The organism is Paenibacillus sp. EC2-1 (assembly GCF_049311625.1).
In the GTDB taxonomy this organism is placed as follows: domain Bacteria; phylum Bacillota; class Bacilli; order Paenibacillales; family Paenibacillaceae; genus Paenibacillus_AQ.
The window spans coordinates 1,360,823-1,384,581 of the sequence record NZ_CP186006.1; the positions used below are offsets into that span (position 1 = coordinate 1,360,823).

The 23,759-nt window shown below is 43.8% G+C and carries 20 protein-coding genes, 2 tRNA genes and 1 other annotated feature; of the genes, 16 read left to right on the plus strand and 6 right to left on the minus strand.

The window, feature by feature from the left end:
* Positions 1–203 precede the first annotated feature (203 nt).
* A complete protein-coding gene (locus tag ACK8P5_RS06345) occupies positions 204–578 on the plus strand; it encodes a glyoxalase (protein ID WP_422660130.1) in 375 nt (124 codons plus the stop codon).
* Between the two features lie 119 nt (positions 579–697).
* Here ACK8P5_RS06345 and asnB read toward each other — a convergent pair whose 3' ends face one another.
* Positions 698–2,485: an asparagine synthase (glutamine-hydrolyzing) gene (gene asnB / locus ACK8P5_RS06350; RefSeq protein ID WP_422661394.1), complete on the minus strand. Its 1,788-nt coding sequence runs from the start codon at positions 2,483–2,485 to the stop codon at positions 698–700.
* Positions 2,486–2,703: 218 nt separating this feature from the next.
* Here asnB and ACK8P5_RS06355 point away from each other — a divergent pair, with 218 nt between their 5' ends.
* From ACK8P5_RS06355 to ACK8P5_RS06365, 3 genes are all read left to right on the plus strand, one after another.
* Positions 2,704–3,027: a hypothetical protein gene (locus ACK8P5_RS06355; protein WP_422660131.1), complete on the plus strand. Its 324-nt coding sequence runs from the start codon at positions 2,704–2,706 to the stop codon at positions 3,025–3,027.
* A 14-nt stretch (positions 3,028–3,041) separates the two neighbouring features.
* Positions 3,042–3,392: a hypothetical protein gene (locus tag ACK8P5_RS06360; protein ID WP_422660132.1), complete on the plus strand. Its 351-nt coding sequence runs from the start codon at positions 3,042–3,044 to the stop codon at positions 3,390–3,392.
* Positions 3,393–3,702: 310 nt separating this feature from the next.
* The gene (locus ACK8P5_RS06365; RefSeq protein ID WP_422660133.1) at positions 3,703–5,178 is read left to right on the plus strand and encodes a copper amine oxidase N-terminal domain-containing protein; all 1,476 of its coding nucleotides are present in this window, start codon (positions 3,703–3,705) and stop codon (positions 5,176–5,178) included.
* A 57-nt stretch (positions 5,179–5,235) separates the two neighbouring features.
* Here the strand turns inward: ACK8P5_RS06365 and ACK8P5_RS06370 are convergent, their stop codons facing one another.
* Positions 5,236–5,529 (minus strand): DUF4870 domain-containing protein, encoded by a 294-nt coding sequence (locus ACK8P5_RS06370; RefSeq protein ID WP_422660134.1) that lies wholly within the window; start codon positions 5,527–5,529, stop codon positions 5,236–5,238.
* A 152-nt stretch (positions 5,530–5,681) separates the two neighbouring features.
* On the opposite strand from ACK8P5_RS06370, the gene ACK8P5_RS06375 reads away from it, so the two are divergent.
* Together ACK8P5_RS06375 and ACK8P5_RS06380 are read left to right on the plus strand one after the other, a co-directional pair.
* A tRNA-Arg gene (locus tag ACK8P5_RS06375) sits at positions 5,682–5,755 on the plus strand.
* A gap of 575 nt (positions 5,756–6,330) precedes the next feature.
* Complete coding sequence (locus tag ACK8P5_RS06380; protein ID WP_422660135.1) at positions 6,331–6,777, plus strand: hypothetical protein; 447 nt, start codon at positions 6,331–6,333, stop codon at positions 6,775–6,777.
* A gap of 66 nt (positions 6,778–6,843) precedes the next feature.
* Here ACK8P5_RS06380 and ACK8P5_RS06385 read toward each other — a convergent pair whose 3' ends face one another.
* The 4 genes from ACK8P5_RS06385 to ACK8P5_RS06400 form a co-directional block, all read right to left on the minus strand.
* Positions 6,844–8,709, minus strand: a complete 1,866-nt coding sequence (locus tag ACK8P5_RS06385) for an arginine--tRNA ligase (RefSeq protein WP_422660136.1) — start codon at positions 8,707–8,709, stop codon at positions 6,844–6,846.
* A gap of 41 nt (positions 8,710–8,750) precedes the next feature.
* Positions 8,751–8,970, minus strand: a binding site (T-box leader).
* Between the two features lie 47 nt (positions 8,971–9,017).
* On the minus strand, positions 9,018–9,782 hold the full coding sequence (locus ACK8P5_RS06390) for a class I SAM-dependent methyltransferase (protein WP_422660137.1): 765 nt from the start codon (positions 9,780–9,782) through the stop codon (positions 9,018–9,020).
* A gap of 169 nt (positions 9,783–9,951) precedes the next feature.
* Positions 9,952–10,380 carry an EamA family transporter gene (locus ACK8P5_RS06395; protein ID WP_422660138.1) on the minus strand — a complete coding sequence of 143 codons (429 nt, stop codon included), beginning with the start codon at positions 10,378–10,380 and terminating at the stop codon, positions 9,952–9,954.
* Positions 10,381–10,970: 590 nt separating this feature from the next.
* Positions 10,971–11,044 (minus strand) — tRNA-Arg (locus ACK8P5_RS06400).
* Between the two features lie 230 nt (positions 11,045–11,274).
* Between ACK8P5_RS06400 and ACK8P5_RS06405 the strand changes: the two genes are divergently transcribed.
* From ACK8P5_RS06405 to speD, 10 genes are all read left to right on the plus strand, one after another.
* Positions 11,275–12,237, plus strand: a complete 963-nt coding sequence (locus tag ACK8P5_RS06405) for a hypothetical protein (protein WP_422660139.1) — start codon at positions 11,275–11,277, stop codon at positions 12,235–12,237.
* Between the two features lie 143 nt (positions 12,238–12,380).
* The gene (tig, locus tag ACK8P5_RS06410; protein WP_422660140.1) at positions 12,381–13,706 is read left to right on the plus strand and encodes a trigger factor; all 1,326 of its coding nucleotides are present in this window, start codon (positions 12,381–12,383) and stop codon (positions 13,704–13,706) included.
* Between the two features lie 283 nt (positions 13,707–13,989).
* Positions 13,990–14,580: an ATP-dependent Clp endopeptidase proteolytic subunit ClpP gene (gene clpP, locus ACK8P5_RS06415; RefSeq protein ID WP_422660141.1), complete on the plus strand. Its 591-nt coding sequence runs from the start codon at positions 13,990–13,992 to the stop codon at positions 14,578–14,580.
* A 14-nt stretch (positions 14,581–14,594) separates the two neighbouring features.
* Positions 14,595–15,857: an ATP-dependent protease ATP-binding subunit ClpX gene (gene clpX, locus ACK8P5_RS06420; protein WP_422660142.1), complete on the plus strand. Its 1,263-nt coding sequence runs from the start codon at positions 14,595–14,597 to the stop codon at positions 15,855–15,857.
* Between the two features lie 102 nt (positions 15,858–15,959).
* On the plus strand, positions 15,960–17,069 hold the full coding sequence (gene ispG, locus ACK8P5_RS06425) for a flavodoxin-dependent (E)-4-hydroxy-3-methylbut-2-enyl-diphosphate synthase (protein WP_422660143.1): 1,110 nt from the start codon (positions 15,960–15,962) through the stop codon (positions 17,067–17,069).
* A 224-nt stretch (positions 17,070–17,293) separates the two neighbouring features.
* Positions 17,294–19,021: an ATP-dependent protease LonB gene (lonB, locus tag ACK8P5_RS06430; RefSeq protein WP_422660144.1), complete on the plus strand. Its 1,728-nt coding sequence runs from the start codon at positions 17,294–17,296 to the stop codon at positions 19,019–19,021.
* Positions 19,022–19,105: 84 nt separating this feature from the next.
* Entirely contained in the window at positions 19,106–21,442 is a 2,337-nt protein-coding gene (lon, locus tag ACK8P5_RS06435) for an endopeptidase La (RefSeq protein ID WP_422660145.1), read from the plus strand.
* Between the two features lie 16 nt (positions 21,443–21,458).
* Positions 21,459–22,112 (plus strand): ribosome biogenesis GTP-binding protein YihA/YsxC, encoded by a 654-nt coding sequence (yihA, locus tag ACK8P5_RS06440; protein ID WP_422660146.1) that lies wholly within the window; start codon positions 21,459–21,461, stop codon positions 22,110–22,112.
* Between the two features lie 228 nt (positions 22,113–22,340).
* Positions 22,341–22,928 (plus strand): non-ribosomal peptide synthetase module, encoded by a 588-nt coding sequence (locus ACK8P5_RS06445; protein ID WP_422660147.1) that lies wholly within the window; start codon positions 22,341–22,343, stop codon positions 22,926–22,928.
* 352 nt (positions 22,929–23,280) lie between these two features.
* A complete protein-coding gene (speD, locus tag ACK8P5_RS06450; RefSeq protein ID WP_422660148.1) occupies positions 23,281–23,679 on the plus strand; it encodes an adenosylmethionine decarboxylase in 399 nt (132 codons plus the stop codon).
* Positions 23,680–23,759 lie beyond the last annotated feature (80 nt).

A 23,759-nucleotide genomic window follows, 5' to 3' on the forward strand; every position in this document is an offset into this window, starting at 1 on the left:
GATCGGGTCCCGCCCGTATTCCGTACATAGGAGAAGCAGAATCTTTCCTTCATCGAATCAGGATGAGAGGAGGGGTTCTGTTTTTTTTATTTTCTTACCGAAGAAATTTGAAAATAAGGATGGTCTAGTTGGGTTCTCCTTGGTAAAATTATTAATTATGAAACGTAGTTTCATTGTGTGAAATTGAAATGGGAGGTTTTTAAATGAGTTATTCATTTTCTGGGATTGACCATGTTCAGTTAGCCGCACCAGAAGGTTGTGAGGCGGAAGCACGATATTTTTTCACAGGTCTTTTAGGATGGAAGGAAATCGACAAACCAGATATGTTAAAACAACGTGGGGGTGTGTGGTTTCAGTGCGGAGCACATCAAGTGCACATCGGAGTTCAGAAGGACTTCACTCCAGCTACCAAAGCACATCCAGCTTTTCTTGTGCGTCAATTATCTGAATTCAGGGACTATTTGTTAATTCATAACGTAGAGGTTATTGATGATGATGCGAGAAAGGATGAAAAAGTCCAGCGGTTTTACTTGAATGATCCATTTGGTAATCGCTTGGAATTTATGGAATACATATAGATGAATGTTTCTGTTACAGAATAGAAGAATGACGTACCCGTCAATTTCGATGGGTACGTCATTTTTTATTGCTGACATCAATTTGTAAGTCTTGTGTTATAGGGTATTTCATGACTTTTTTACCTAATGGCTACATTGTACTCCTTCAGCCAGTAATTCACTTGGGCCAAATAGGCGAACAGCTGAGGGCCTGACATCAGCTGACCGAACCAAGGTAAATTTGATGATGCATCAGGAGAAGACGCGAGCTCACGAATTCTTTTGGTGTCTATCAGAGGTAACAATGGTGAAGTAGGGTCATCCAGAATGGAAAGAACCTGCTGTTTTACAGCTGCCAAGTAGTTAGGATTGTGGGTTTTGGGATAAGGGCTCTTTTTGCGATAGAGTACATCATCCGGAAGAACTCCCTCAAGTGATTTCCGCAGAATTCCCTTTTCTCGAACTCCTGCTGTTTTAATACTCCATGGGATGTTCCACACATAATCGATCAGACGATGATCTGTATAAGGGACACGCACCTCCAGTCCGACACCCATACTCATCCGGTCCTTCCGGTCAAGTAATGTTGGCATGAAGCGAGTGATGTTTAAGTAAGACATGATTCTCATTTTGGCTTGCTGTCCTGTTTCTTCTTTAAGGATCGGGGCCTCTGCCACGGCATCGCTGTACCGGTCTCCCAAATACTCGAGGGGAGAAATCCATTCCCGGATTTCTGGAGAGAGCAGCCCTGCACGCATATCTGGTGCCACAGACCAAGGGAACGTTCCTGAGTTCAGCATATCCTCTCTGTGAAACCAAGGATATCCGCCGAATATTTCATCCGCGGCTTCACCAGAAATAGCTACTGTGGCTCCTTTTTTGATCTCCTGGCAAAACAGGAGCAAGGAAGCGTCTACATCGGCCATACCAGGAAGATCTCGTTTTTGAGTGGATAATTCAAGCGCCTCAACCAGCTCAGGGGTATCGAACTCAATCCAGTGATGTGCCGTTCCAAGCTCCTCATGCATCCGCTTAATCCATGGGGCATCTGCTCCGGGCTGGAAGGAATGAGATTTAAAGTGCCTATCGTTATCTACATAATCGACAGAGTACGTATGAATTTGTCCTTGGCCCGTCTGTTTGTAGTAGTCAACAGCTATGGCAGAAAGGGCGCTGGAATCAAGACCACCGGATAGAAGGGAGCACACAGGAACATCGGATACGAGTTGTCTTTGAACCGTATCAAATAGCAGTTCACGCAGATGTGCTGCTGTTTGTTCTTCATTATCCTCATGCGGTCTGCTTGTGAGCTTCCAATACGTATAATTACGGAGTCCTCCCCGACTAAATATCATGGCATGACCAGGTTTAAGTTCAAATATATCTTTGTACACACCATGGCCAGGTGTTCGTGCAGGGCCAACAATGAACACTTCCGCCAAGCCTTCCGGACCAACAACGGGTTCGACTTTTGGGTGCTGAAGCAGTGCCTTAGGTTCTGATCCAAAGATGAGTGTACCGTCAATGTAACTGTAGAACAGAGGCTTAACCCCAACTCTGTCCCTAGCAAGAAATACTTGTTCTTTTACGCTATCCCAAATGGCAAAGGCAAATATTCCATTCAGGCGTTCCAGACAATCCGGTCCCCATTCGATATAGGATACGAGGAGGACCTCGGTGTCACATTTCGTTTTGAAACGATGTCCCCTTTGGATCAATTCGTCTTTCAATTCCGCAGCATTATATAACTCTCCATTATATACAATGGCGTATACGTCCTCTTCCTGATGAATAATCATAGGCTGAGCACCGTTCTCCGGATCAATAACACTGAGCCGTCGGTGTCCAAATGCACAAGGATTGGATATCCAAGTTCCTGAGCCGTCAGGACCGCGGTGGGCTATGCTCTCAGTCATTCTAACCAGCAACTGTGAGTCCTGGGTTAAGTCGCCGCTCCATTGTATAAATCCGGTTATTCCGCACATGACGGTTCATCCTCTCTATTGTCTTTGTCATACGCTGTCCTTCTTTTTTGATCTAAATCGCCAAAGTGATACAGATATATGCCGAAGTAGGGCATAAAATGTCTGTCCTTTAACGAAAACTATGAGGGAGAACGAATTCAATGTGAAGGGGTGAGGGCGACATGGACAAGTCGAAATATTACGTCTCCGTTCAGAGCCGCTCAGTTATGAACGAACAGGGAGCAAGTGCTTATGAGTGGGAGATTGAAGCTACTCCTGAGGAAGCCAACCAAGTGCGAATGGAGCTCGGTTTAATGCAGGAGAAGGAGGAAGAGGCTTTTCCGGGGTATGTTTTTCCTTGGCCTGATACACCTGAGCAGAGCACAAATGCAGTGTTCCAAGATTCATTGGATCGAGTATATATGACGATTTATCGATTAGGAACGCCAGAAACAAAGACCCAAATGCAGCAGTTTCGGTTACTTTCTCATTTTGCGGATCAATGAAAGGAGAGGCGAATATGTACTCGATTAAAGATGCTAAAATTCGGCGTATGACGAATGTGAATGGCACACCTTGTGCTGAGGTGGAGGTTTATCCAACTTCTGAATCAGATACTGTAGTTTTGGCATATCTGGCACCATCAGCACGGCTTGGAGGCTATGAATTAGTGAAGGTTGTCCGCAGTGACGCGTCCCTTACGCACGATTGGTTCGATAATAGTATGCACAACGCCTATGAGGATGCTACCGATGTCGCTTTTGAGAACAGTGCCATAGCCACTGCGGAAGAGGAACGAGAGCAATTTAAACAGCAACTTTTATCTATCGGCAATTTGAGCCAGCAGTTGAATGGACGATTTAATAATTAGTTGCTCCATTTATTGAGTATGCAAGGACATTTTGAAGAGACCAGCTTTAATAGGCGAGGTCTCTTTGTTTTGTTGGTTTTTGTCAAATGAAATTGAAATTTTGCGTGTATTCGCAATTTAAAATATAAGTTATAGGATGAATTGAGTGGGACTTTTATGAAGAATACATAGGAGGTTTGAATCGGTTTTATTCCTAATCATGAATAATTTGGAAATGAGGCTTGTCCTCTATATGATTGTTTATCAGGTATCCCTATAATGTTGGGTTAGTGTGGCAATATTCACTAATACTTCATGAGGAGAGATAAGATTGAAAAATCGTTTGATTCAAACAATCATGGCAGGTATGCTGGCGTTGAGTATGGTATTTGGGACCATCCAGCCATCTGCACAGGCTGAGGAAGCCACGGGTATTACCGTGGTAGATTCATCACAGGAACTGGTCAATGGAAAGATGAAGGTTAGCTTTGATGTTCGTAATGGAGGTAGAGGGACGACAGCGGGCTTTATCGTCGTTGGTTACGATGAGAAAGGTAAAGTCATAGAAGTGATTGGAGACTCAACTTATCTCATGAGCAATGAGATTGAAACCTTTGAAGTGGATTTGGTAAGTGGAAGTAAAGTTAAAGAGGTAAAGGTGCTACCAGCAGAACCCTCAGGTAACCAAGCCGTACTTCTTGAGTACGGTACACGTACAGAGAAAGGAAGCATTGAGGTATCTGGTGCTGTGCTGAATGCTAGTGAGGGTCGCCGTGTGGGGATGCTTGTCGTAGGTTATGATGCTAACGGTAAAGCGGTTGAAGTGAATTCAGGAAGTAGTTATTTAATGGGTAGTGAGGTAGCTACATATAATATTCAGTTGAAAGCCGTAAACCAGATTAAAAGCGTGAAAGCAATGGTTATTGATTCTACTGAGGATGCGGTGAAACTTCTCCAGACGGGAAGTCGTGTAGAGAATGGAAAACTGGTCATTACCGGATCTATTCAAAATCGTAATGAAGGTGGCAGAGTTGGTGTTATTGTAGTGGGTAGTAATTCAAGTGGAAAAGTGCTGGAGGTCAACACGACAACGGGTTATTTAACCGCTAAGGAAATTGGTAATTTCGAAGCAGAGCTTGAATCAGGAAAAGCGGTCTCTGGTGTAAAAGTCTTCTTAACAGGAACGAGCCAGACACCTAAAATTATTGCTGAAGGAAAAACACGTATCAACAACAAGTTGGTGGTTACCATTGGTGTAGAGAATGGAACGAAGAGTCAGCGAATTACAGTGAAATCTACAGCTTATGATTCAAAGGGGCGTTCCCTGGGATCAGATACGGATTCAATGTTTATGTTAGCTAATGAAACAACAACACTGCGGATGGACTATAATGATAGCCGTGTTAGTAGTGTAAAGCTGAAATACTATGATGAAGCTGGAAAAGAAATTGGGGCCGAACCGATCCGTATTAAAATCAACGGTCAACTTCAGTCCTACGCTCAAGCGCCAATGATGGTAAACGGTAGTGTGCTGGTACCGATGCGTCCGATATTCGAATCTCTTCAGGCTTCTGTCAAGTGGGATCAGAAATCGCAGACCGTTACTTCGAGCAAAGGAACGACGAACATTAAGCTGAAGATGGGCTCAAAGCAGGCGACGGTGAATGGGAAGGCAGTAGCGCTGGACTCCGCACCGCGCTCGGTGCAAGGAACAACGATGGTTCCACTACGTTTTGTCGCGGCTGCACTTGGTTGCGAGGTCAAATGGGATAAGAATGAGCAGATGGTGTTGATTACAACCAAATAAGCGAAAGGATCAGGCCTGTTAGGCCTGATCCTTTTTATACTCGTGGATTTTGGGGCTTTAAGCGTATTCCCGAAGCACTTGTATACCTTGAATCACATTGTATATAAAAGCTCCAAAATATATGATTCCAAAGAGGATGACATACCCTAGAACGGCACCGAAAGAGCCAGCACCAATGGCCATGATAATTAATATGACCGCAGCGATCACAGGGAATACATGCGAGAACAACGCTCTTTTAGCATGTTTTTTTACATAGTCGTCATTTGAGATGAGCCATACAACAATCGGTAGAATGAATGGTGCGAAAAAGATACTGAAATACGATAATGACGAGAGTAATTGCCGCATAAAGAGGCCCCTTTCGAATCCTGTATTTATCATACATATTACCCTGTAAGGGACATACTGATTCATATGTTAAATGTTCCAAACAAAATTCTTCTTTAAAAAATCCCAAAGATGCGATATAATATATTTCGTTACTGTTTTACATAGTTTTTGTCCCAGTAGCTCAGCTGGATAGAGCAACGGCCTTCTAAGCCGTCGGTCAGGGGTTCGAATCCCTTCTGGGACGTCCTAAGAAAAGTCGCCTTTATGGCGACTTTTTTTTCGTATTCCAGAAGGTGAGAACCCCAAATGGGGGTTCGTCGGAGCATAGGCTTCGTTAGCATCCGCATCGCAGTCGGCCCGAAGGGTCGTACCCCGGTCTGGGACGTCCTAAGAAAAGTCGCCTTTATGGCGGCTTTTTTTTTCGTATTCCAGAAGGTGAGAACCCCAAATGGGGGTTCGTCGGAGCATAGGCTTCGTTAGCATCCGCATCGCAGTCGGCCCGAAGTGGCCGTACCCCGGTCTGGGACGTCCTAAGAAAAGTCGCCTTTATGGCGACTTTTTTTTCGTATTCCAGAAGGTGAGAACCCCAAATGGGGGTTCGTCGGAGCATAGGCTTCGTTAGCATCCGCATCGCAGTCGGCCCGAAGGGTCGTACCCCGGTCTGGGACGTCCTAAGAAAAGCCGCCTTTTATGGCGGCTTTTTTGCGTATTCCAGAAGGTGAGAACCCCATGCTCTATACAAATTTTGTGAAAAAGTCTTATACTGGAGCAGTACTATATAGCTGATTCGCAATGATCATACATAGAGGAGAGAACAAAATGTCAGAAACGAAGATTTCGCAACGTACAGCTATTTTATTGGAACATGCACGCAACTGCGGCCTCCAAGGTGAAGAACTTTTGAATGCGATCCGTTCAGGTAAGATTGAGTCATTCGAATTGGCCCAGAACGGCCATTTTGATTATGCCGAGCTGTTTAGTTATGCAGAGGAGCATGGTGAAGAATTAGAGAAGGCCGCCGCTGCAGGGTATCGAATTACATTTAATACGAAGAACGGTTTGAAAATATGGCTTGAAGAAACATTCCAATTAAGCTCAGAATCCGATTTTTCGGTAGGCGAAGGGATTATTGAGAATCTCTATCTACAGGAAGAACAGCTAGAGAAGCTAAAACAGAGTCTGGCAGTTAACTGGATCATTGCGGAAATCACGCCCAATGAAAGTGGCTACAATTTGAAACTGACTTTACGCGGTTTGCAGCACTAATATAGAAGAAAGATAAACAATCCCCCGTTTCTCATGTACAAGAAAAGCGGGGGATTGTTATTTCTATTACATTCTGCTCGGGGTTGGCAAACCAAGAACCTCTAGAGCTTCACCTAGCGTATCTTTATAGATCGATGTCAGCCATACGCGTAAATGGAGTACATCTCCTTCGGACTTAAGGATTGGGCATGCGGCATAGAAGTTATTAAAGAGCGAAGCCAGTTCATATGCATAATTACATAGTGAGCTTGGTGTGAGCTCTTTGCTCGCAGCATACAATAAATCGTGCCAAGTGCTAATATGTCTAAGTAGAGCGTGCTCTGCTTTTTCAAGATTTGGGAATTGTTCTGGGACTAGAGGTATCACACCTTTGTCTTGAGCCTTGTTTAGGACGCTCAGGGCACGAGCATAAGAATAAAGTAGATAGACACCTGTATTACCGGATATTTCTGTAGCTTGCTTCAGATCAAACACGACCTCTGTCTGTAAAGCGAAACGCAGCAGATAGTAACGGATGGAGGCGATGGCGATTTCTCGACTGGACAGACCATTCTTGTCGGAACGGGAATCTTCGATGACATCTTCCATCCGTTGGATCAGTTCTGTAACCTTGATGCCAATTCCTTGACGACCGGACATGGCATAAGAAGATTTTCCGTCAGATGTATCGATTCCTAGATCAGACGCAGCTGAAGGACTTAACGACACAACTCCATAACTGACATGGCGAAGTTTTTCTGCTTCCTTGGTGAATCCAAGACCCTCTAACGCTTGCTTGACCATCATCTGGGGGTATTGCTGTCTATAATCAATGACGTTGATGACGGTATCAGCTTGACCGAATGATTGGTGCTCACCGTGAGATACAGTTGTCCATACATCCCCAGTGAACTTTTTATATACAAAATCATTTTGTAGCAGACCGTATTTCCACAAATGATATGCAATATCTTTTGCTGTATAGGTCAAAATGCCATTTGAACGAACAAGCACTTTATCGATGCTGTGCTCAGCCTCATGGTCGTCACTTGGCTCGTTCGTCGACTGTTTCAGAACCCAGCAACCAGCGAGCTTCCCCTCAGTTTCTTGATGGAATAATGATGTTTGCTTAAGTAACTCGAAAGCCGTATCCCAGAACCCTTCTCTAACGATACTGCTTTCCCAGACCAGTAGGTCATATTCGATTCCGAATTGCTTCATCTCTTCGATGTGTTCTCTGACGATTCGCTCTGCTACAAGTAGCCCAATCCATGAAAGGTTGTGGTTTCCTTCCTCTAGTGCATGGAGTACTTCGGTTCTTTGTTTAACGAGTTCTGGATCATTTTGATAAGCCTTATTGATGGCTGCGTAAATATCCCAGCAGTAATCTCCGAAACGAAGATGATCTTTGGATAATGATATGTTTTGAATGCCCACAACCGTATCTGCCAGTTGATTGCCTAGATCATCAATGTAATTGTGAACTTCTACCTTGTATCCGATTTTTCTCATGAGCCGAACAAGGGTATCTCCGATACAGGAATTTCTTAAGTGCCCAATATGGGCAGACTTGTTAGGGTTGATCGAAGTATGTTCAATTACAACCTTGTTCTTAGACAAAGGTGGCAGTTCAAACTTCATATGTGCCCAGCTGGGCCAATGGATGTGAAAGTTAATGAAGCCTGGCGGCACAACTTCAATACGGTGAATCAACATACTGAAAGCTTCATCTCGCTCAAGTTCAGTCTTGATTTGCTCTGCGATTAGTATGGGTGTCTTACGTAAGGGTTTAGCAAGTTGCATGGCAATGTTCGTTGAGTAATCTCCATGCTCCATATTTACGGGTTGCTCGATTTTTACTTGAAATGAATCAGGTAGTTTGACTTCCTCTATGCATGAGACGACCTGTTGTACAGCTTTTTCGATCCCTGTAATAATGAACTGACTTAACACATGTCATACCCCCTTAGAAAATAAAAAAAAGCCCCCATCTCATAAGAGACGAGGACTATTGCTCGCGGTACCACTCTCGTTGTTAAACCGGCAGGTCTAACCACTTGATACTATAACGGTGTAAACCGGGACTTCCTACTGAATTATTTCAGAAGACCGTTCTCATGGGTCCGCTTCGTGAACTCACCTGTACCGGCTCCCACCACCCCGGCTCGCTTAGACATCGATGTCGATCATTACTCTCCCAATCATTGAACTCGTATTTTGTTTTTCCACATTATAACTAATATTTTCAGAAAAGCAAGCCATCATTTATATGCAACAACTCGAAGTCTTTTATAATCTGCCCAAAAGGCATCGTCTTTCCATAGTGATTGTTCCGTAAGTTGACTTATTTTTTCAAAAGCTTCGTGTTGATCCTCTCGTGTGAGTTCAGTGAAAAAACATTGTCCAAAATGGTGCAGCCATTCTTTGATCCCATTCTTACCTCCGTGAAGTCTTGTTGGGCGGTCAAAGTGATGGGCTAATGTTACTCGAAATCCGATCTTCTCCAGTAAAAAAGTGTATTCTCCAATGCTTGGAAAGTACCAGGGGTTACTAGCTTTTGGGTCGATGTTGTAATCAGAGGAGAGGACCTCTTCGATCGCATTCACAATCGCTGCAATATTCCCTTTTCCCCCGAATTCAGCTACAAAACGCCCCTCTGGTTTTAGAGCTTGGTACACTGAGGCTAATGTATCTTTTGCATTTGTCATCCAGTGCAGCGCAGCATTAGAGAACACCGCATCAACGGGTGTGTCTAAGCTAAAATTTTCTCCGTTTCCTGTAATGAAATGGAGCGAAGGATATTTTTCTTGGGCTTTACTGATCATTTCTTGGGAGTAGTCCATACCTACAACAAAAGCTCCTGCATCCGAGATCTCCTTAGCAAGGTCACCAGTGCCGCATCCGAGATCCAAAATCTGTTCTCCTGAACGAGGGGCTAGAAGTTCGATTAACCCTTTTCCATAGGCTGATACAAAAGAAATCTGATTGTCATAATCCTCTGGTTTCCACACTTGGGCTGAACTCATAAGACCACTCCTTAACGATTGGTTCCTTTATTGTGCATGACTTCAGTTATAATTTGAAATATATAAATACTATGATAGTTATAGGTTTTATCTATTGGAAGTCAAAGTCGATAATAACCAAGACCGTCTCAAACAGTCTTGGTTGATGGAACGAACACGAACTCTGAGCTTATTTTACAGCTACTAACAGAGCCCCGATAGCAATTAGGGCAACGCCGGCAACATTGATCCACGATATTTTCTCACCAAGAAATACAAAGGCCAGTATAACAGCAATCACCACACTGAGCTTATCGATGGGCCCTACTTGCGATACCTTGCCATATTTTAATGCCAAAAAATAAAAGAGCCATGACAGAGCGCCCGCAACACCACTTAGCACGATAAAGCTGAGTGCTTTTTTCTGTAACAAAATCTCACCAAGCTGTGAAAATTTTCCCTGCACCGCAACGACTCCGAGCAAAAATAAAGCCATAATAACGGAACGGATCGCAGTGGCAGCGTTCGCGTCAATGTTCTGCAGCCCGATTTTACCGAAGATTGCTACAAGCGCAGCGGTAACCGCAGAGAGTAGAGCATATGTAAGCCATAATGGCATGTTAAGAGCCTCCTTATATATGTAAACTACTTTTTAGGTAGTATGGGGTAAAATAAGGAATCTTAAAATAAACAATAATTTGCGCTAAAAATAACCGATAGTTATGTGCTTAGATATGTTGTCACTGCAATGGAATTTTGGAAATAGAAGGGTATGCGGACAGAAAAACCGTTATATGTGGAAATAGTTCTGTAATTCGTGCTACGCGGACTGAGATTCCGTTATTTATTCCAAACACACTAATTTCACGAATTTTGTTGGTATTAACGGATTGTCTGTCCGCTTATACTCACAAATTGAGAATATAACCAAAATAACGGATCGTCTGTCCTCAAAGAGACTGCGATGCGGATGCTAACGAAGCCCATGCTCCGACGCCCCCCTGTTTGGGGTTCTCACCTTCTGGAATACGCAAAAAAAGCCGCCATAATTGTCGACTATTCTTAGGGCGTCCCAGACCGGGGTACGCCCCTACGGGCCGACTGCGAAGCAAATGCTAACGAAGCGTATGCTGCGACGAACCCCCATTTGGGGTTCTCACCTTCTGGAATACGCAAAAAAGCCGCCATAATTGGCGACTTTTCTTAGGACGTCCCAGAAGGGATTCGAACCCCTGACCGACGGCTTAGAAGGCCGTTGCTCTATCCAGCTGAGCTACTGGGACACGTTTTTTCAAGCAGGAAATATCATACCATGCGATAAAAATAATTGCAACATATTAATTTGGATTAATAATTTTTATATGCGATTAAGGTCTTGTATATCGTGTTATATAGTTTAGATATATATAATTCTTACGATATTAATGCAATGAATCTTTCACTGTTATTGAGCAAAAACTTCTGCGGTTTGTGTTTTTTTAACTTTGCAGAGGATATGCTATAATCTACAAATATGAAAACGGAAAAGAAAGGGGGTGTCCTTATAAAGGACTCCAACTCCCCAGACCAAGAAGACAAAAACATCATCCTGTTTCCGAAGACATTGGATTACTATCAAATACAACTCACCGTCATGCTCGAAAACGAACGTTACGGGGAGGCGATGGAGCTCCTCCGGTTCCTGCTTCAGTGCCAAGGCCAGAGTGAACGGAATTACGAAGAATGGCGTGCGCTGTTAGAGTGGCTGGAAGCTGCTTTTCCATCATCTTCATCAGCAATTCCAAGCGAAGAAGAGGCAGAGGATGAGAGTGATGAGAATGAGGCGGAGATGACTCGCCGCATGGTTCAAGATAAACTCTCTCAGGATGCCGGATACGCTGATAAACTACTTGAAACGGTAATGAACGGTCCTCTAACCGAACAGACAGTACTAGCACTAGAACAACTAGCATATCTTGATCGACCAGAGGTTGATGTGGCACTTACAGAGTGGATTAAAGAGCGTGCTTTACATCCATTGCTGCAATTCCGTGTGCTGCAAACCCTACGTCGCCGGGGATTATCAAGTGTAGTTACTCTTCCTAGAGGCTCTGAGACCGTAGAAATTGAGGTAGAACAAGTTCCTTTAAGCCAAGGCGAGTTTCCGGATGCTATACTTCAAATACTTGATCGTGTGGCTGAGAAAACAGAGATCCATGAGCCTACCTTGTTTTATTTTGCTCAGGAACTGTGGTCTCAGTTCGTCATGGCGGTTTACGGAACAACAGACTATAAGTCTATGCTTGATGATGAGGAGTCTACTCTGGATATCTGGGCGGCTGCATTGCACGACATCGTCTCAGAGAGTTTAAAAGGCGTTCGTGACGAAGAGGAAATCCGATCTTATTATGGAATTACCGATACCATGCGATTCAGATACGAAGGGGCATATCGCTCTCTTAAACAATTTGTATCAGCAGGTGTAGAGGATTCTTAAAGCATGGGAAACGCTTTCCGTATGATGCCACAAGGGTTCGCCCTTGAAAAAGGATTTAATGTTGTTTATACTATAGTGGTTATTCGGTACGGGATACATTATCTACGCCGACCACGTGAATTATTTTGGAGGGGAAAGCATAAATGAAAGCAACTTGGGAAAAAATAGAGAAGAACCTTGGCGTTCTTGACGTTGAGGTTGAAGCGGACCGCGTAGCGGGCGCCCTCGACAAAGCTTTTAATAAAGTAGTTAAAAAAGCGAATGTACCTGGTTTCCGTAAAGGAAAGGTACCTCGTTCAATCTTCGAAGCACGTTTTGGAGTAGAGAGCCTCTATCAAGACGCTATCGACATCCTACTTCCTGAAGTATACGGAGAAGCTATTGAAGAAACAGCTATCTTCCCTGTAGATCGTCCGGAAATCGATATCGAGCAGTTCGGTAAAGGTGAAACTTTCAAGTTTAAAGCGAAAGTAACCGTTAAACCTGAAGTGAAGCTTGGAGACTATAAAGGTCTTGAAGTAGCAGCTGTTACAGCTGAAGTGTCTGACGAAGAATTGACTCAAGAACTCACGCGCTTGCAAGAGCGTCATGCTGAGCTTGCAGTAATCGATGAAGGTACAGCAGCTTCTGGTGACATCGCAGTTATCGACTTCGACGGATCCGTTGATGGCGTTCCTTTTGAAGGTGGACAAGCTGAGCGTTACTCTTTGGAACTAGGAAGCAACACTTTCATTCCAGGTTTTGAAGAGCAAGTTATCGGTATGGGCACTGGCGACTTCAAAGACGTTGAAGTAACCTTCCCTGAGACTTACCATGCAGAAGAGCTTGCTAACAAACAAGCAGTCTTCAAAGTGAAAGTACACGAAATTAAGCGCAAACAGCTTCCTGAACTGGATGATGAGTTTGCTAAAGATGTTAGTGAATTCGACACGCTTGATGAGTACAAAGAAGACTTGAAGAAACAATTGTTGAAGCGTAAAGAGCAAGAAGCTCAAGGCGTTCGTGAGAACGAAGTTGTTGAAAAAGCTGCAGCTAATGCGGAAATCGACATTCCTGAAGCAATGGTACAATCCGAAGTTCAAAACATGATGCGTGATTTCGACAACCGTCTTCGCCAACAAGGTATGAACCTTGAAATGTTCCTCAGCTTCTCCGGTCAGTCAAACGCTGATTTGGAAGGTCAAATGAAGGATGACGCTACAAAGCGCGTTCGTAACAACCTTGTTCTTGAGCAAATCGCTAAAGACGAGAAGCTTGAAGCTACAGAAGAAGAAATCAACGAAGAGTTGAACAACATGGCTGAAACTTACAAGCGTCCTGTTGACGAAATTCGTAACATCTTGGCTTCTAACGGTTCCCTTGACAGCCTTCGTGAAGAACTGGTTCTTCGCAAAACAATCGACTTCTTGCTTGAAAACAGCGTAGAAGGCGCACCGGTTGCAAAAGAAGAAACAGCTACAGAAGAATAAAATAAGGCTGCTGCAGAAGCTGCCCTAACAATGGATAAGGCACGTACTTTAATGACGTGCCTTATTTTTAACCATAAACACCCATTTTATTACTAAATATGACATGAAATGGGTATTTTTGAAAGAGTACATATAGAATACATAATGAAACAAGTTGGCAGGATATAATTTTTGAGAAGTTCATAGAATGTAAACAGGGTTAAAAAATGACATGGCGCTTTGAACATGTTAGAATATCTTGTGTAACGCTCAAGTATATTTTCAAGGAAAAGAGGTTGGTCGCATGAGTCTTGTACCTATGGTTGTGGAACAAACCAATCGAGGAGAGAGATCCTATGATATCTACTCCCGATTACTGAAAGATCGCATCATCTTCCTCAGCAGTGCGATCGATGACGATGTCGCCAATCTTGTCATTGCACAGCTATTGTTTTTGGCTGCAGAAGATCCGGAAAAAGACATCCATTTGTACATCAATTCTCCTGGTGGTTCTGTAACAGCCGGGATGGGTATATATGATACGATGCAGTTCATCAAGCCTGATGTATCTACCATATGCGTCGGTATGGCCGCAAGTATGGGATCGTTGCTGTTAACTGCCGGGGCGCCGGGTAAACGCTTTGCACTCGAGAACAGTGAGGTTATGATTCACCAACCGCTCGGGGGAGTTCAAGGCCAGGCCTCTGATATTCAAATCCACGCAGATTGGATCATCAAGACTAGACAGAAGCTAAACCGTATCTATGTGGAACACACGGGGCAATCCCTTGAAAAAATTGAACGTGATACGGACCGCGACTATTTCTTGAGCGCGGAGGAAGCGAAAGCTTACCGAATTATTGACGAGGTCCTGTCTTCACCGATCAAATCTTAAGAGGTGGTAATCTAATGTTTAAATTTAACGATGATAAAGGGCAGCTGAAATGCTCTTTCTGCGGTAAATCGCAGGAGCAGGTTCGCAAGCTAGTTGCTGGACCCGGCGTTTATATATGCGATGAGTGCATTGATTTGTGCTCTGAGATCGTGGAAGAGGAACTCGGTCACGAGGAAGAAGTTGACCTCAAGGATATCCCGAAACCACGTGAAATTCGCGATATCTTAGACCAATATGTTATTGGTCAAGATCAAGCTAAGAAGTCTCTTTCTGTAGCGGTTTATAACCACTACAAGCGTATTAATACGCAAAATAAAGTTGAAGACGTTGAGTTGCAAAAGAGTAATATCTTGCTGCTTGGTCCAACAGGATCGGGTAAAACATTGCTTGCACAGACGATGGCTAAAATTTTGAATGTTCCTTTTGCAATTGCAGATGCTACTTCCCTGACCGAAGCGGGATACGTTGGTGAAGATGTGGAGAACATCTTGCTTAAGCTCATTCAAGCTGCAGATTTCGATGTGGAGAAGGCAGAACGCGGCATTATCTATATTGATGAGATTGATAAAGTGGCTCGTAAATCCGAGAATCCATCGATTACGCGTGATGTTTCAGGTGAAGGTGTACAACAGGCCTTATTGAAGATCTTGGAAGGCACTGTAGCTTCAGTTCCTCCTCAAGGTGGACGTAAGCATCCTCATCAAGAATTTATCCAGATCGACACAACGAATATTTTGTTCATTTGTGGTGGTGCATTTGATGGTCTGGAGCAATACATTAAACGCCGGATCGGTAAGAAGGTTATCGGATTTAATGCATCGGGTGAAGGCCAGAAAGAGCTTAAACCGGGTGAATACCTGACAATGGTACTTCCAGAAGATCTTCTGAAATTCGGCCTGATTCCAGAATTTGTTGGACGTCTGCCAGTCATCTCTACACTGGAGCCGCTTGATGAGAAGACTCTTGTTCGGATTCTTTCTGAACCGAAGAATGCACTCACGAAGCAGTATCAGAAGTTGCTTGAGCTGGATAACGTTAATCTGAAGTTTGAAGCGGAAGCGTTGGAAGCTATCGCTCGTGAAGCGATTAAGCGTAATACCGGTGCACGTGGACTTCGTTCCATTATTGAAGGCATTATGCTAGATGTGATGTATGAAGTGCCATCCCGTGATGACATTACTGATTGCGTGATTACAGAGAAAGTGGTTCAAGATAAAGTAATTCCTGAACTTCAAGCAAATGGTAACGATGACAAAAAACAAGAAGAAAGTGCTTAAATTAAAGCACTTTTGAAATAAATCAATGCCAATTCTCCACCCCCGCCCTTTATTTTTTGAGGGCAGAGGTGGAGCTTTGGCGTTATATGGGAGAGATAAACCATGTTTTTGAGACAAGACACAAGGCCCGTAAAAGTGGGGAACCTCACAATCGGCGGAAGCAATGAAGTCATTATTCAAAGCATGTGCACGACCAAAACCGCGGATGTTGAAGCAACGGTTGCCGAAATTTTGCGATTGGAAGAAGCAGGTTGTCAGATTGTACGTGTTACGGTTAACAATGAAGAAGCGGCTGCGGCAATTAAGGAAATTAAGAAACGGATTCATATTCCTCTAGTAGCTGATATTCATTTCAATTATAAGCTTGCTCTTGCAGCGATTGAGAATGGTATTGATAAAGTACGTATTAATCCAGGGAATATTGGTAAACGTGAAAAAGTCGAAGCGGTTGTTAAAGCATGTAAGGAAAAAGGAATTCCGATCCGTATTGGTGTAAATGCAGGTTCTCTTGAGAATCATCTGCTTGAGAAATATGGCTATCCAACAGCGGAAGCTATGGTAGAGAGTGCGTTATATCATATCGGTATTTTGGAAGAACTTGATTTCCACGATATTATCGTTTCACTCAAAGCTTCTGATGTCCCAATGGCTGTAGAGGCTTATACGAAAGCGGCTGAGGTGATTCCGTATCCGCTACATCTTGGAATTACAGAGGCGGGTACATTATTCTCTGGAACGGTGAAAAGTGCTGCTGGACTAGGAACTTTATTGTCCGCGGGTATTGGTAATACCATGCGAATTTCTCTCAGCGCCGATCCGGTAGAGGAGATCAAGGTAGGCCGTGAACTGCTGAAAGTATTTGGCCTGATCTCGGATGCGGCAACACTTGTTTCTTGCCCAACATGCGGCAGACTCGACATCGATTTATTCTCGATTGCCAATGAAGTGGAAGAATATATTGCGAATGTTAAGGTGCCAATTAAAGTGTCTGTTCTCGGTTGTGCAGTGAATGGTCCTGGTGAAGCCAGAGAGGCTGATATCGGTATTGCTGGGGCACGAGGCGAAGGCCTGCTGTTCCGATATGGAGAAATGATACGTAAAGTACCAGAGGCTACGATGGTCGAAGAGCTTAAAAAAGAGATTGATCATATTGTTAAAGTATATGAAGAGACGGGAGAAATCCCTGGTCGTAAACATAAGACGGGTGTGTAAACATAAACATTCGTAGTACTTTTAGTCGAAAATGATACAAAAAAAGAACTGGCCACTTGAGATTTCAATCTCAGGTGGTCTTTTTTGGACTAGTTATTCCTATTCTTATTCAGATTCTTAGTAATTCCTTTCAAAGAGTCGTTTTACCATCCGATTAACAGGCAATACTATCATGTATTAACGTGTGGTAATAGACATGAATGGAGAAACAGGAGGAATGACTTATGAATTTGAATATTGTGATTATGCTGGTTCAACTGTTCTTTGCAGTGATTATCGGCGTTTATTTTTGGAACTTGCTGCGAGGACAAAAGACGAGTAAAACAGCGGTAGATCGTGAATCTCGTAAAGAATTGGATAAGCTACGTAAATTGCGCTCCATTTCACTTACTAAACCTTTGGCTGAGAAGACGCGCCCTCAGACGATGAATGATATTGTAGGCCAAAAAGATGGTCTGCGTGCATTAAAAGCTGCTCTTTGTAGTGGTAATCCTCAGCATGTTATTGTATACGGACCTCCGGGAGTAGGGAAGACAGCAGCGGCTCGTGTTGTGATGGAAGAGGCTAAAAAAAATCCGCAGTCTCCATTTAAATACGATGCTAAATTTACTGAGATTGATGCTACGACTGCGCGTTTTGATGAGCGGGGTATTGCAGATCCACTAATTGGATCGGTTCATGACCCGATTTATCAAGGTGCGGGTGCCATGGGGGTAGCTGGGATTCCCCAGCCTAAGCCAGGTGCTGTAACGAAAGCCCATGGTGGAATTTTATTTGTTGATGAAATCGGTGAATTGCACCCCATTCAGATGAATAAGCTGTTAAAAGTGCTGGAGGACCGCAAAGTTCTACTTGAGAGTGCGTATTATAACTCGGAAGACACCAATACACCGGCTTACATTCATGATATTTTTCAAAATGGATTACCCGCCGATTTCCGCTTAGTAGGAGCAACGACACGTTCACCTGAAGAAATAGCCCCTGCATTAAGATCACGCTGTATGGAAATCTTTTTCCGTCCATTGCTCCCAGAAGAGATTGGACAAATTGCTGAGGATGCCATACAAAAAATCGGTTTGATGCCATGTCCAGAAGCTGTGGAGGTTGTAAAACGTTATTCGACGAATGGGCGTGAGGCCGTTAACATGATTCAGCTAGCAGCAGGTCTTGCTCTCACGGAGAAACGTGAGACGCTCCGAGCAGCTGATGTGGAGTGGGTGGCGAGCAGTAGTCAGCTACAGCCAAGACCCGATCGAAAGATACCGGAAAAACCACAGGTAGGGCTTGTGAATGGATTAGCGGTGTATGGGCCGAACATGGGTGCGCTGCTCGAGATTGAGGTATCTGCTGTACCAGTTGAAAAAGGAAGAGGAATCTATAACATTACAGGTGTGGTTGATGAGGAGGAGTTCGGTGGTGCTTCTCGCAAGCTTCGACGTAAGAGCATGGCTAAAGGTTCGATAGAAAATGTACTTACGGTATTAGGAGCGATGGGATTTAATCCTAAGGATTTCGATCTGCATATCAACTTCCCTGGTGGTACACCGATCGACGGTCCCTCTGCTGGGATTGCGATGGCAACAGCTATTGTATCAGCAATTACGGGGCTCGAAATCGACAACAAAATAGCCATGACCGGTGAGATCAGCATTCACGGTAAAGTGAAGCCGATCGGCGGTGTTATTGCTAAAGTGGAGGCAGCGTTTCAGGCCGGTGCGACAGTGGTGATTATACCGAAAGACAATTGGCAGACTCTTTTTGAAGATCTGAATGGGCTGCGAGTGATTCCGGTTGAATCTGTTGATGAAGTGTTTACCCAAGTATTTGGTGGTGCTGTTACACCAGGTGTGGTTCAAATGTCTCAAGCAGAGAAGTTTTCTGCTTCCTCAGCTTCTTTGTTACAAGCCACACAGCCGCACAATGGGCAAATTACAGATGCTGGTAGCTGTTAATACTCAACTTGTTGGTTTTTTATACGAAGATTTGATAAAATAGGAATAGTGTCAACATTGAGAGCCATTGGAGGTGTGAAAGCGATGGGACCCAATAAATCCAAAGGTCGTCGTTTTCCTTTGTTGCCTTTAAGAGGACTTCTCGTCTATCCAAGTATGGTATTGCATTTGGATGTTGGTCGGGAGAAGTCGGTTAAGGCATTAGAAAAGGCGATGGTTGAAGACAATTTGATTCTCCTATGTTCTCAATCGGAAGTGAACATTGAAGAACCAACGCAAGAGGATATCTTTCGAATCGGTACAGTAGCGAATGTAAGACAAATGCTTAAACTTCCGAACGGTACCATACGTGTGCTTGTGGAAGGTATGGAACGGGCGGAAATTATTCAATATACGGATAACGAGGATTATTATGAAGTCCTCGCGCGTGAACTTCCTGAAGAAGAGAATAACGATTCCGAAGTTGCAGCTCTAATGAGAACAGTTCTGGGACAATTTGAGAATTATATCAATTTGTCCAAAAAAGTGACGCCTGAGACACTGGCCGCGGTATCCGATATCGAAGAGCCGGGACGCCTTGCGGACGTAATTACAAGTCACTTGTCCCTTAAGATTAAGGATAAGCAAGAAATTCTGGAGACGATTGATGTTCGGAAACGTCTGGAGAAACTGCTTGATATCTTGAACAATGAGCGTGAAGTACTTGAGCTCGAGCGAAAGATTAATCAGCGTGTTAAGAAGCAGATGGAGAAGACACAGAAAGAGTATTATTTGCGTGAGCAGATGAAAGCGATCCAGAAAGAATTAGGTGAGAAAGAAGGGCGTACTGGAGAAGTAGAGGAACTTCGCAACCAGCTGAAGGAGCTTGAACTTCCAGAGCGTGTACAAGAGAAGGTAGAGAAGGAAATTGATCGTCTGGAGAGAATGCCATCGAGTTCAGCGGAAGGCGGTGTCATCCGTAACTATGTGGATTGGCTCCTAGCATTGCCTTGGACGAAACAGACCGAGGATGACCTGGATATCTTGAAAGCGGAGCAGGTTCTCGATGAGGATCATTATGGTCTGGAGAAACCGAAAGAGCGCGTTCTAGAATACTTGGCGGTTCAGAAGCTCGTCAAGAAGCTGAAAGGTCCGATTCTTTGTTTAGTTGGCCCCCCAGGGGTCGGCAAGACTTCACTTGCTCGTTCGATAGCTCGTTCTCTTGAACGTAAATTCGTACGTATTTCTCTTGGTGGCGTTCGAGATGAAGCGGAAATTCGAGGTCATAGACGCACCTATGTTGGTGCAATGCCAGGCCGTATTATTCAAGGAATGAAGACAGCAGGTTCTAAAAACCCTGTATTTTTACTTGATGAAATTGATAAGATGGCTTCTGATTTCCGGGGAGATCCTTCATCGGCCCTATTGGAAGTGCTTGATCCTGAGCAGAATAATACATTCAGCGATCACTTTATTGAAATTCCGTTTGATCTGTCACAGGTCATGTTTGTAACGACAGCTAATACACTGCATAGCATTCCACGTCCATTACTTGATCGAATGGAGATTCTTAATATTCCGGGATATACGGAACTTGAGAAGTTGCAGATTGCAATACGCTACCTGCTTCCGAAGCAGAAAAGCGAGCATGGATTGGAAGCGGAACAGCTCGTGCTGAGTGAAGAGGCTTTGTTAAAGGTAATCCGTGAGTATACGCGTGAGTCAGGTGTGCGGAATCTTGAACAGCAGGTTGCGGCATTATGCCGTAAAACAGCTAAAAGAATTGTGACCAATGCTTCTGAAGTCATCACGATTGGTGAGGAAGATATCAAAGATTACCTTGGCATTCCGAAGTTCCGTTATGGTATGGCTGAGCTTGAGGATCAAGTGGGGAGCGTGACGGGCCTTGCTTGGACAGAGGTTGGCGGTGAGACGCTTACGATTGAGGTTACCGCTGTGCCAGGTACAGGCAAGCTGACGCTTACAGGTAAGCTTGGCGATGTTATGAAGGAATCTGCTCAAGCCGCATTCAGTTACACGCGCTCCAAGGCGGCAGAGCTTGGAATTGAGTCGGATTTTCATGAGAAGCTTGATGTACACATTCATATTCCTGAGGGAGCAATTCCAAAGGATGGCCCTTCGGCAGGAATTACGATTGCCACTGCGCTCATATCTTCGTTAACGAAGCGACATGTAGCTCGTGATGTGGCCATGACAGGTGAAATCACCTTGCGCGGACGGGTATTGCCTATAGGCGGTTTGAAGGAGAAATCCCTTGCGGCCCACCGAGCAGGCTACAAAAAAATTCTACTCCCGAAAGACAATGAACGGGACTTGCGTGATATCCCGGACAGCGTAAAGAACGACATTGAATTCGTTCCTGTTTCTCATATGGATCAGGTGCTCCAGCACGCGCTGGTGGAGCAAGCGGGAGTGCACTAGAGAGGAATTACTTGAAATGAAAGTTACGAAATCAGAGTTTGTTATCAGTGCTGTAGGTCCCGATCAGTACCCTACAGATGCCTTGCCAGAGGTTGCTCTGGCAGGGCGCTCCAACGTGGGTAAATCTTCACTTATTAATAGGATGCTGGCTCGGAAGAACCTGGCCCGGACAAGCTCAACCCCAGGTAAAACACAGCAACTTAACTACTACCGTGCGAATGACGACTTATACCTAGTCGATTTTCCTGGATATGGTTATGCTAAGGTCTCCAAAACACTGCGTGCGGCATTTGGAGAAATGATCGAGAAATATTTGTTAAATCGTGATGAGCTTAAACTTGTGCTTCTGGTCGTGGATCTTCGTCATCCGCCTTCTAAAGACGATATCATCATGTACGATTGGTTGCAGTATTATAATCGCGATGTTTGTGTTGTAGCTACGAAAGCTGACAAAATCCCGCGTAGCCGCTGGCAAAAACATATTAAGATCGTGAAGGAAACACTAGGCTTTAAGCCACATCATTCCATGGTCATGTTTTCATCTGAAACTGGTTTGGGTAAAGATGAATTATGGAGTATTATTGAGTCTTATACAAATTATGCTGAAATGGACGAAGCATCTAGCGAGGACGTAAATGAGTCTTTTCTAGGAGACCAAGGGCAAGAATAATAGCTTGCCAACTGATTTGCTGTGCCTTCACTTTTCATCATATATCATAGAGATACGGTGTATTTTCTGTATGAAAGTGAGAATCCCTTTGAAATTGTTAGGGAAATTCCGTCTTAAACCGTTTTTTTATGAAATTTGCTGAATAATCTCAATCGGCTGACAGGAAATATCCTTGTGGCCTGCGGTATAATGGACATAAGGATCGTTAAAAGAATTGAGGAGATTTTTATGGCTCATAGGTTAGCCACAGAATATGTTAATGCCACCATGCAAATGACGGACGTTCAAATGAATCAATTTCTGCAGAGTACTATTGCTTCCCAGATTAATTTCAGGGTTAAAGTAATGGACGGCGGAGGGCAGGAGATTGTGCTCGAAGACGAAAGCGGGGAAGAAGTTCATTTGCCTTTTGAACGCAAAGATGGCTTTTATGTCTGTGAGCTGTCCTGCCGATTAGTGACCTCGGAGCTGACCAACGCTGTACGTAAGCTTTTTTCAGCTTACAAAGGTTCAGGAAAGGTAAATCGGATTTATCGTGGATTCATTATGAGCTACGACTATCATGAAGGTGCAGTGAAACGAATTGCACAACTAGCGGAGGACGCTTGTAGTCTGGTGTATGAATACAAGAATACAACAGGGGAATTGCAGCGCCTTTTCAACAGCAATGAAACAGAGAGAGAGATCGAGTCTATTCAACGGAATATTAACGATCTTTTGGATCAACGTATTACTACTGTTTCACCTTGCATAATTGAGCGTATTGATGAGCAGCTAAGAAACTATAATCAGCGATTATTCGTTCTAGAGGCTTAAGGAATCACACTAAATTACGAAAGCTTCCCGATTTATCGGGGGCTTTTTTTGTTTTGATTGAAATGGTTTAAAAACATGAAACAACCTATAAAAACAACTTGTCCACCATGAACAAACCTTTATTTGTCGTCATATGCTGATCTGTAAAATAAATATGATCATTTTTCAAAAATGTATTGCATTTCGATCATATTGATGTTATTTTTAATCTCGTTGAAAACAATATAGGAACCAGGATTCACTCAGGACATGTAATGTTGCGAGAGATTATTCCCTCGGGAAGTGAATGACGTAGGTCCTAGCGGATGAAATTTTTCAAACATTTTATTCCTAGGAAGGGGGAAACCGGAAGATGGAATACTCAACTTTCGGAAGACACGTTGCTGTTGATACTTGGGGAGTCGATTTTGAACTACTGAACAGTGCTGAATATTTACAAGCTCAGATGGTGGAAGCCGCTGAAGCATGTGGAGCAACGGTAATGTCCGTGCAGTCCAAGCAATTTGAACCACAAGGTGCAACGGTACTTGTACTGCTGTCGGAAAGCCATCTCTCTATTCATACTTATCCTGAGAGAGGTTTTGCTGCGATTGACTGTTATACCTGCGGGGAGACGGTGGATCCGCAATTGGCTATTGATTACCTGGTATCCGTTCTAAAACCGGAAAAATGCTACGCGAAAAAGCTCGTGCGCGGTTTAGGCGAAATGAGCGTAGAAACGCCCGAAATGAAGCAGGCTGAATTGGTGTAATTCATTAAGCCTCCAAAATGTGTATACTGATAACCATGGATTTTTCCATGGTTATTTATTTTATGTGATAGATTTTCTAA

Bases quoted from the DNA above. Each gene is read 5' to 3' on its own strand.
- ACK8P5_RS06345 (WP_422660130.1), top strand. From the start codon at position 204: ATGAGTTATTCATTTTCTGGGATTGACCATGTTCAGTTAGCCGCACCA.
- ACK8P5_RS06355 (WP_422660131.1), top strand. From the start codon at position 2,704: ATGGACAAGTCGAAATATTACGTCTCCGTTCAGAGCCGCTCAGTTATG.
- ACK8P5_RS06360 (WP_422660132.1), top strand. From the start codon at position 3,042: ATGTACTCGATTAAAGATGCTAAAATTCGGCGTATGACGAATGTGAAT.
- ACK8P5_RS06370 (WP_422660134.1), bottom strand. From the start codon at position 5,529: ATGCGGCAATTACTCTCGTCATTATCGTATTTCAGTATCTTTTTCGCA.
- ACK8P5_RS06380 (WP_422660135.1), top strand. From the start codon at position 6,331: ATGTCAGAAACGAAGATTTCGCAACGTACAGCTATTTTATTGGAACAT.
- ACK8P5_RS06390 (WP_422660137.1), bottom strand. From the start codon at position 9,782: ATGAGTTCAGCCCAAGTGTGGAAACCAGAGGATTATGACAATCAGATT.
- ACK8P5_RS06395 (WP_422660138.1), bottom strand. From the start codon at position 10,380: ATGCCATTATGGCTTACATATGCTCTACTCTCTGCGGTTACCGCTGCG.
- ACK8P5_RS06405 (WP_422660139.1), top strand. From the start codon at position 11,275: ATGAAAACGGAAAAGAAAGGGGGTGTCCTTATAAAGGACTCCAACTCC.
- tig (WP_422660140.1), top strand. From the start codon at position 12,381: ATGAAAGCAACTTGGGAAAAAATAGAGAAGAACCTTGGCGTTCTTGAC.
- clpP (WP_422660141.1), top strand. From the start codon at position 13,990: ATGAGTCTTGTACCTATGGTTGTGGAACAAACCAATCGAGGAGAGAGA.
- clpX (WP_422660142.1), top strand. From the start codon at position 14,595: ATGTTTAAATTTAACGATGATAAAGGGCAGCTGAAATGCTCTTTCTGC.
- ispG (WP_422660143.1), top strand. From the start codon at position 15,960: ATGTTTTTGAGACAAGACACAAGGCCCGTAAAAGTGGGGAACCTCACA.
- lonB (WP_422660144.1), top strand. From the start codon at position 17,294: ATGAATTTGAATATTGTGATTATGCTGGTTCAACTGTTCTTTGCAGTG.
- lon (WP_422660145.1), top strand. From the start codon at position 19,106: ATGGGACCCAATAAATCCAAAGGTCGTCGTTTTCCTTTGTTGCCTTTA.
- yihA (WP_422660146.1), top strand. From the start codon at position 21,459: ATGAAAGTTACGAAATCAGAGTTTGTTATCAGTGCTGTAGGTCCCGAT.
- ACK8P5_RS06445 (WP_422660147.1), top strand. From the start codon at position 22,341: ATGGCTCATAGGTTAGCCACAGAATATGTTAATGCCACCATGCAAATG.
- speD (WP_422660148.1), top strand. From the start codon at position 23,281: ATGGAATACTCAACTTTCGGAAGACACGTTGCTGTTGATACTTGGGGA.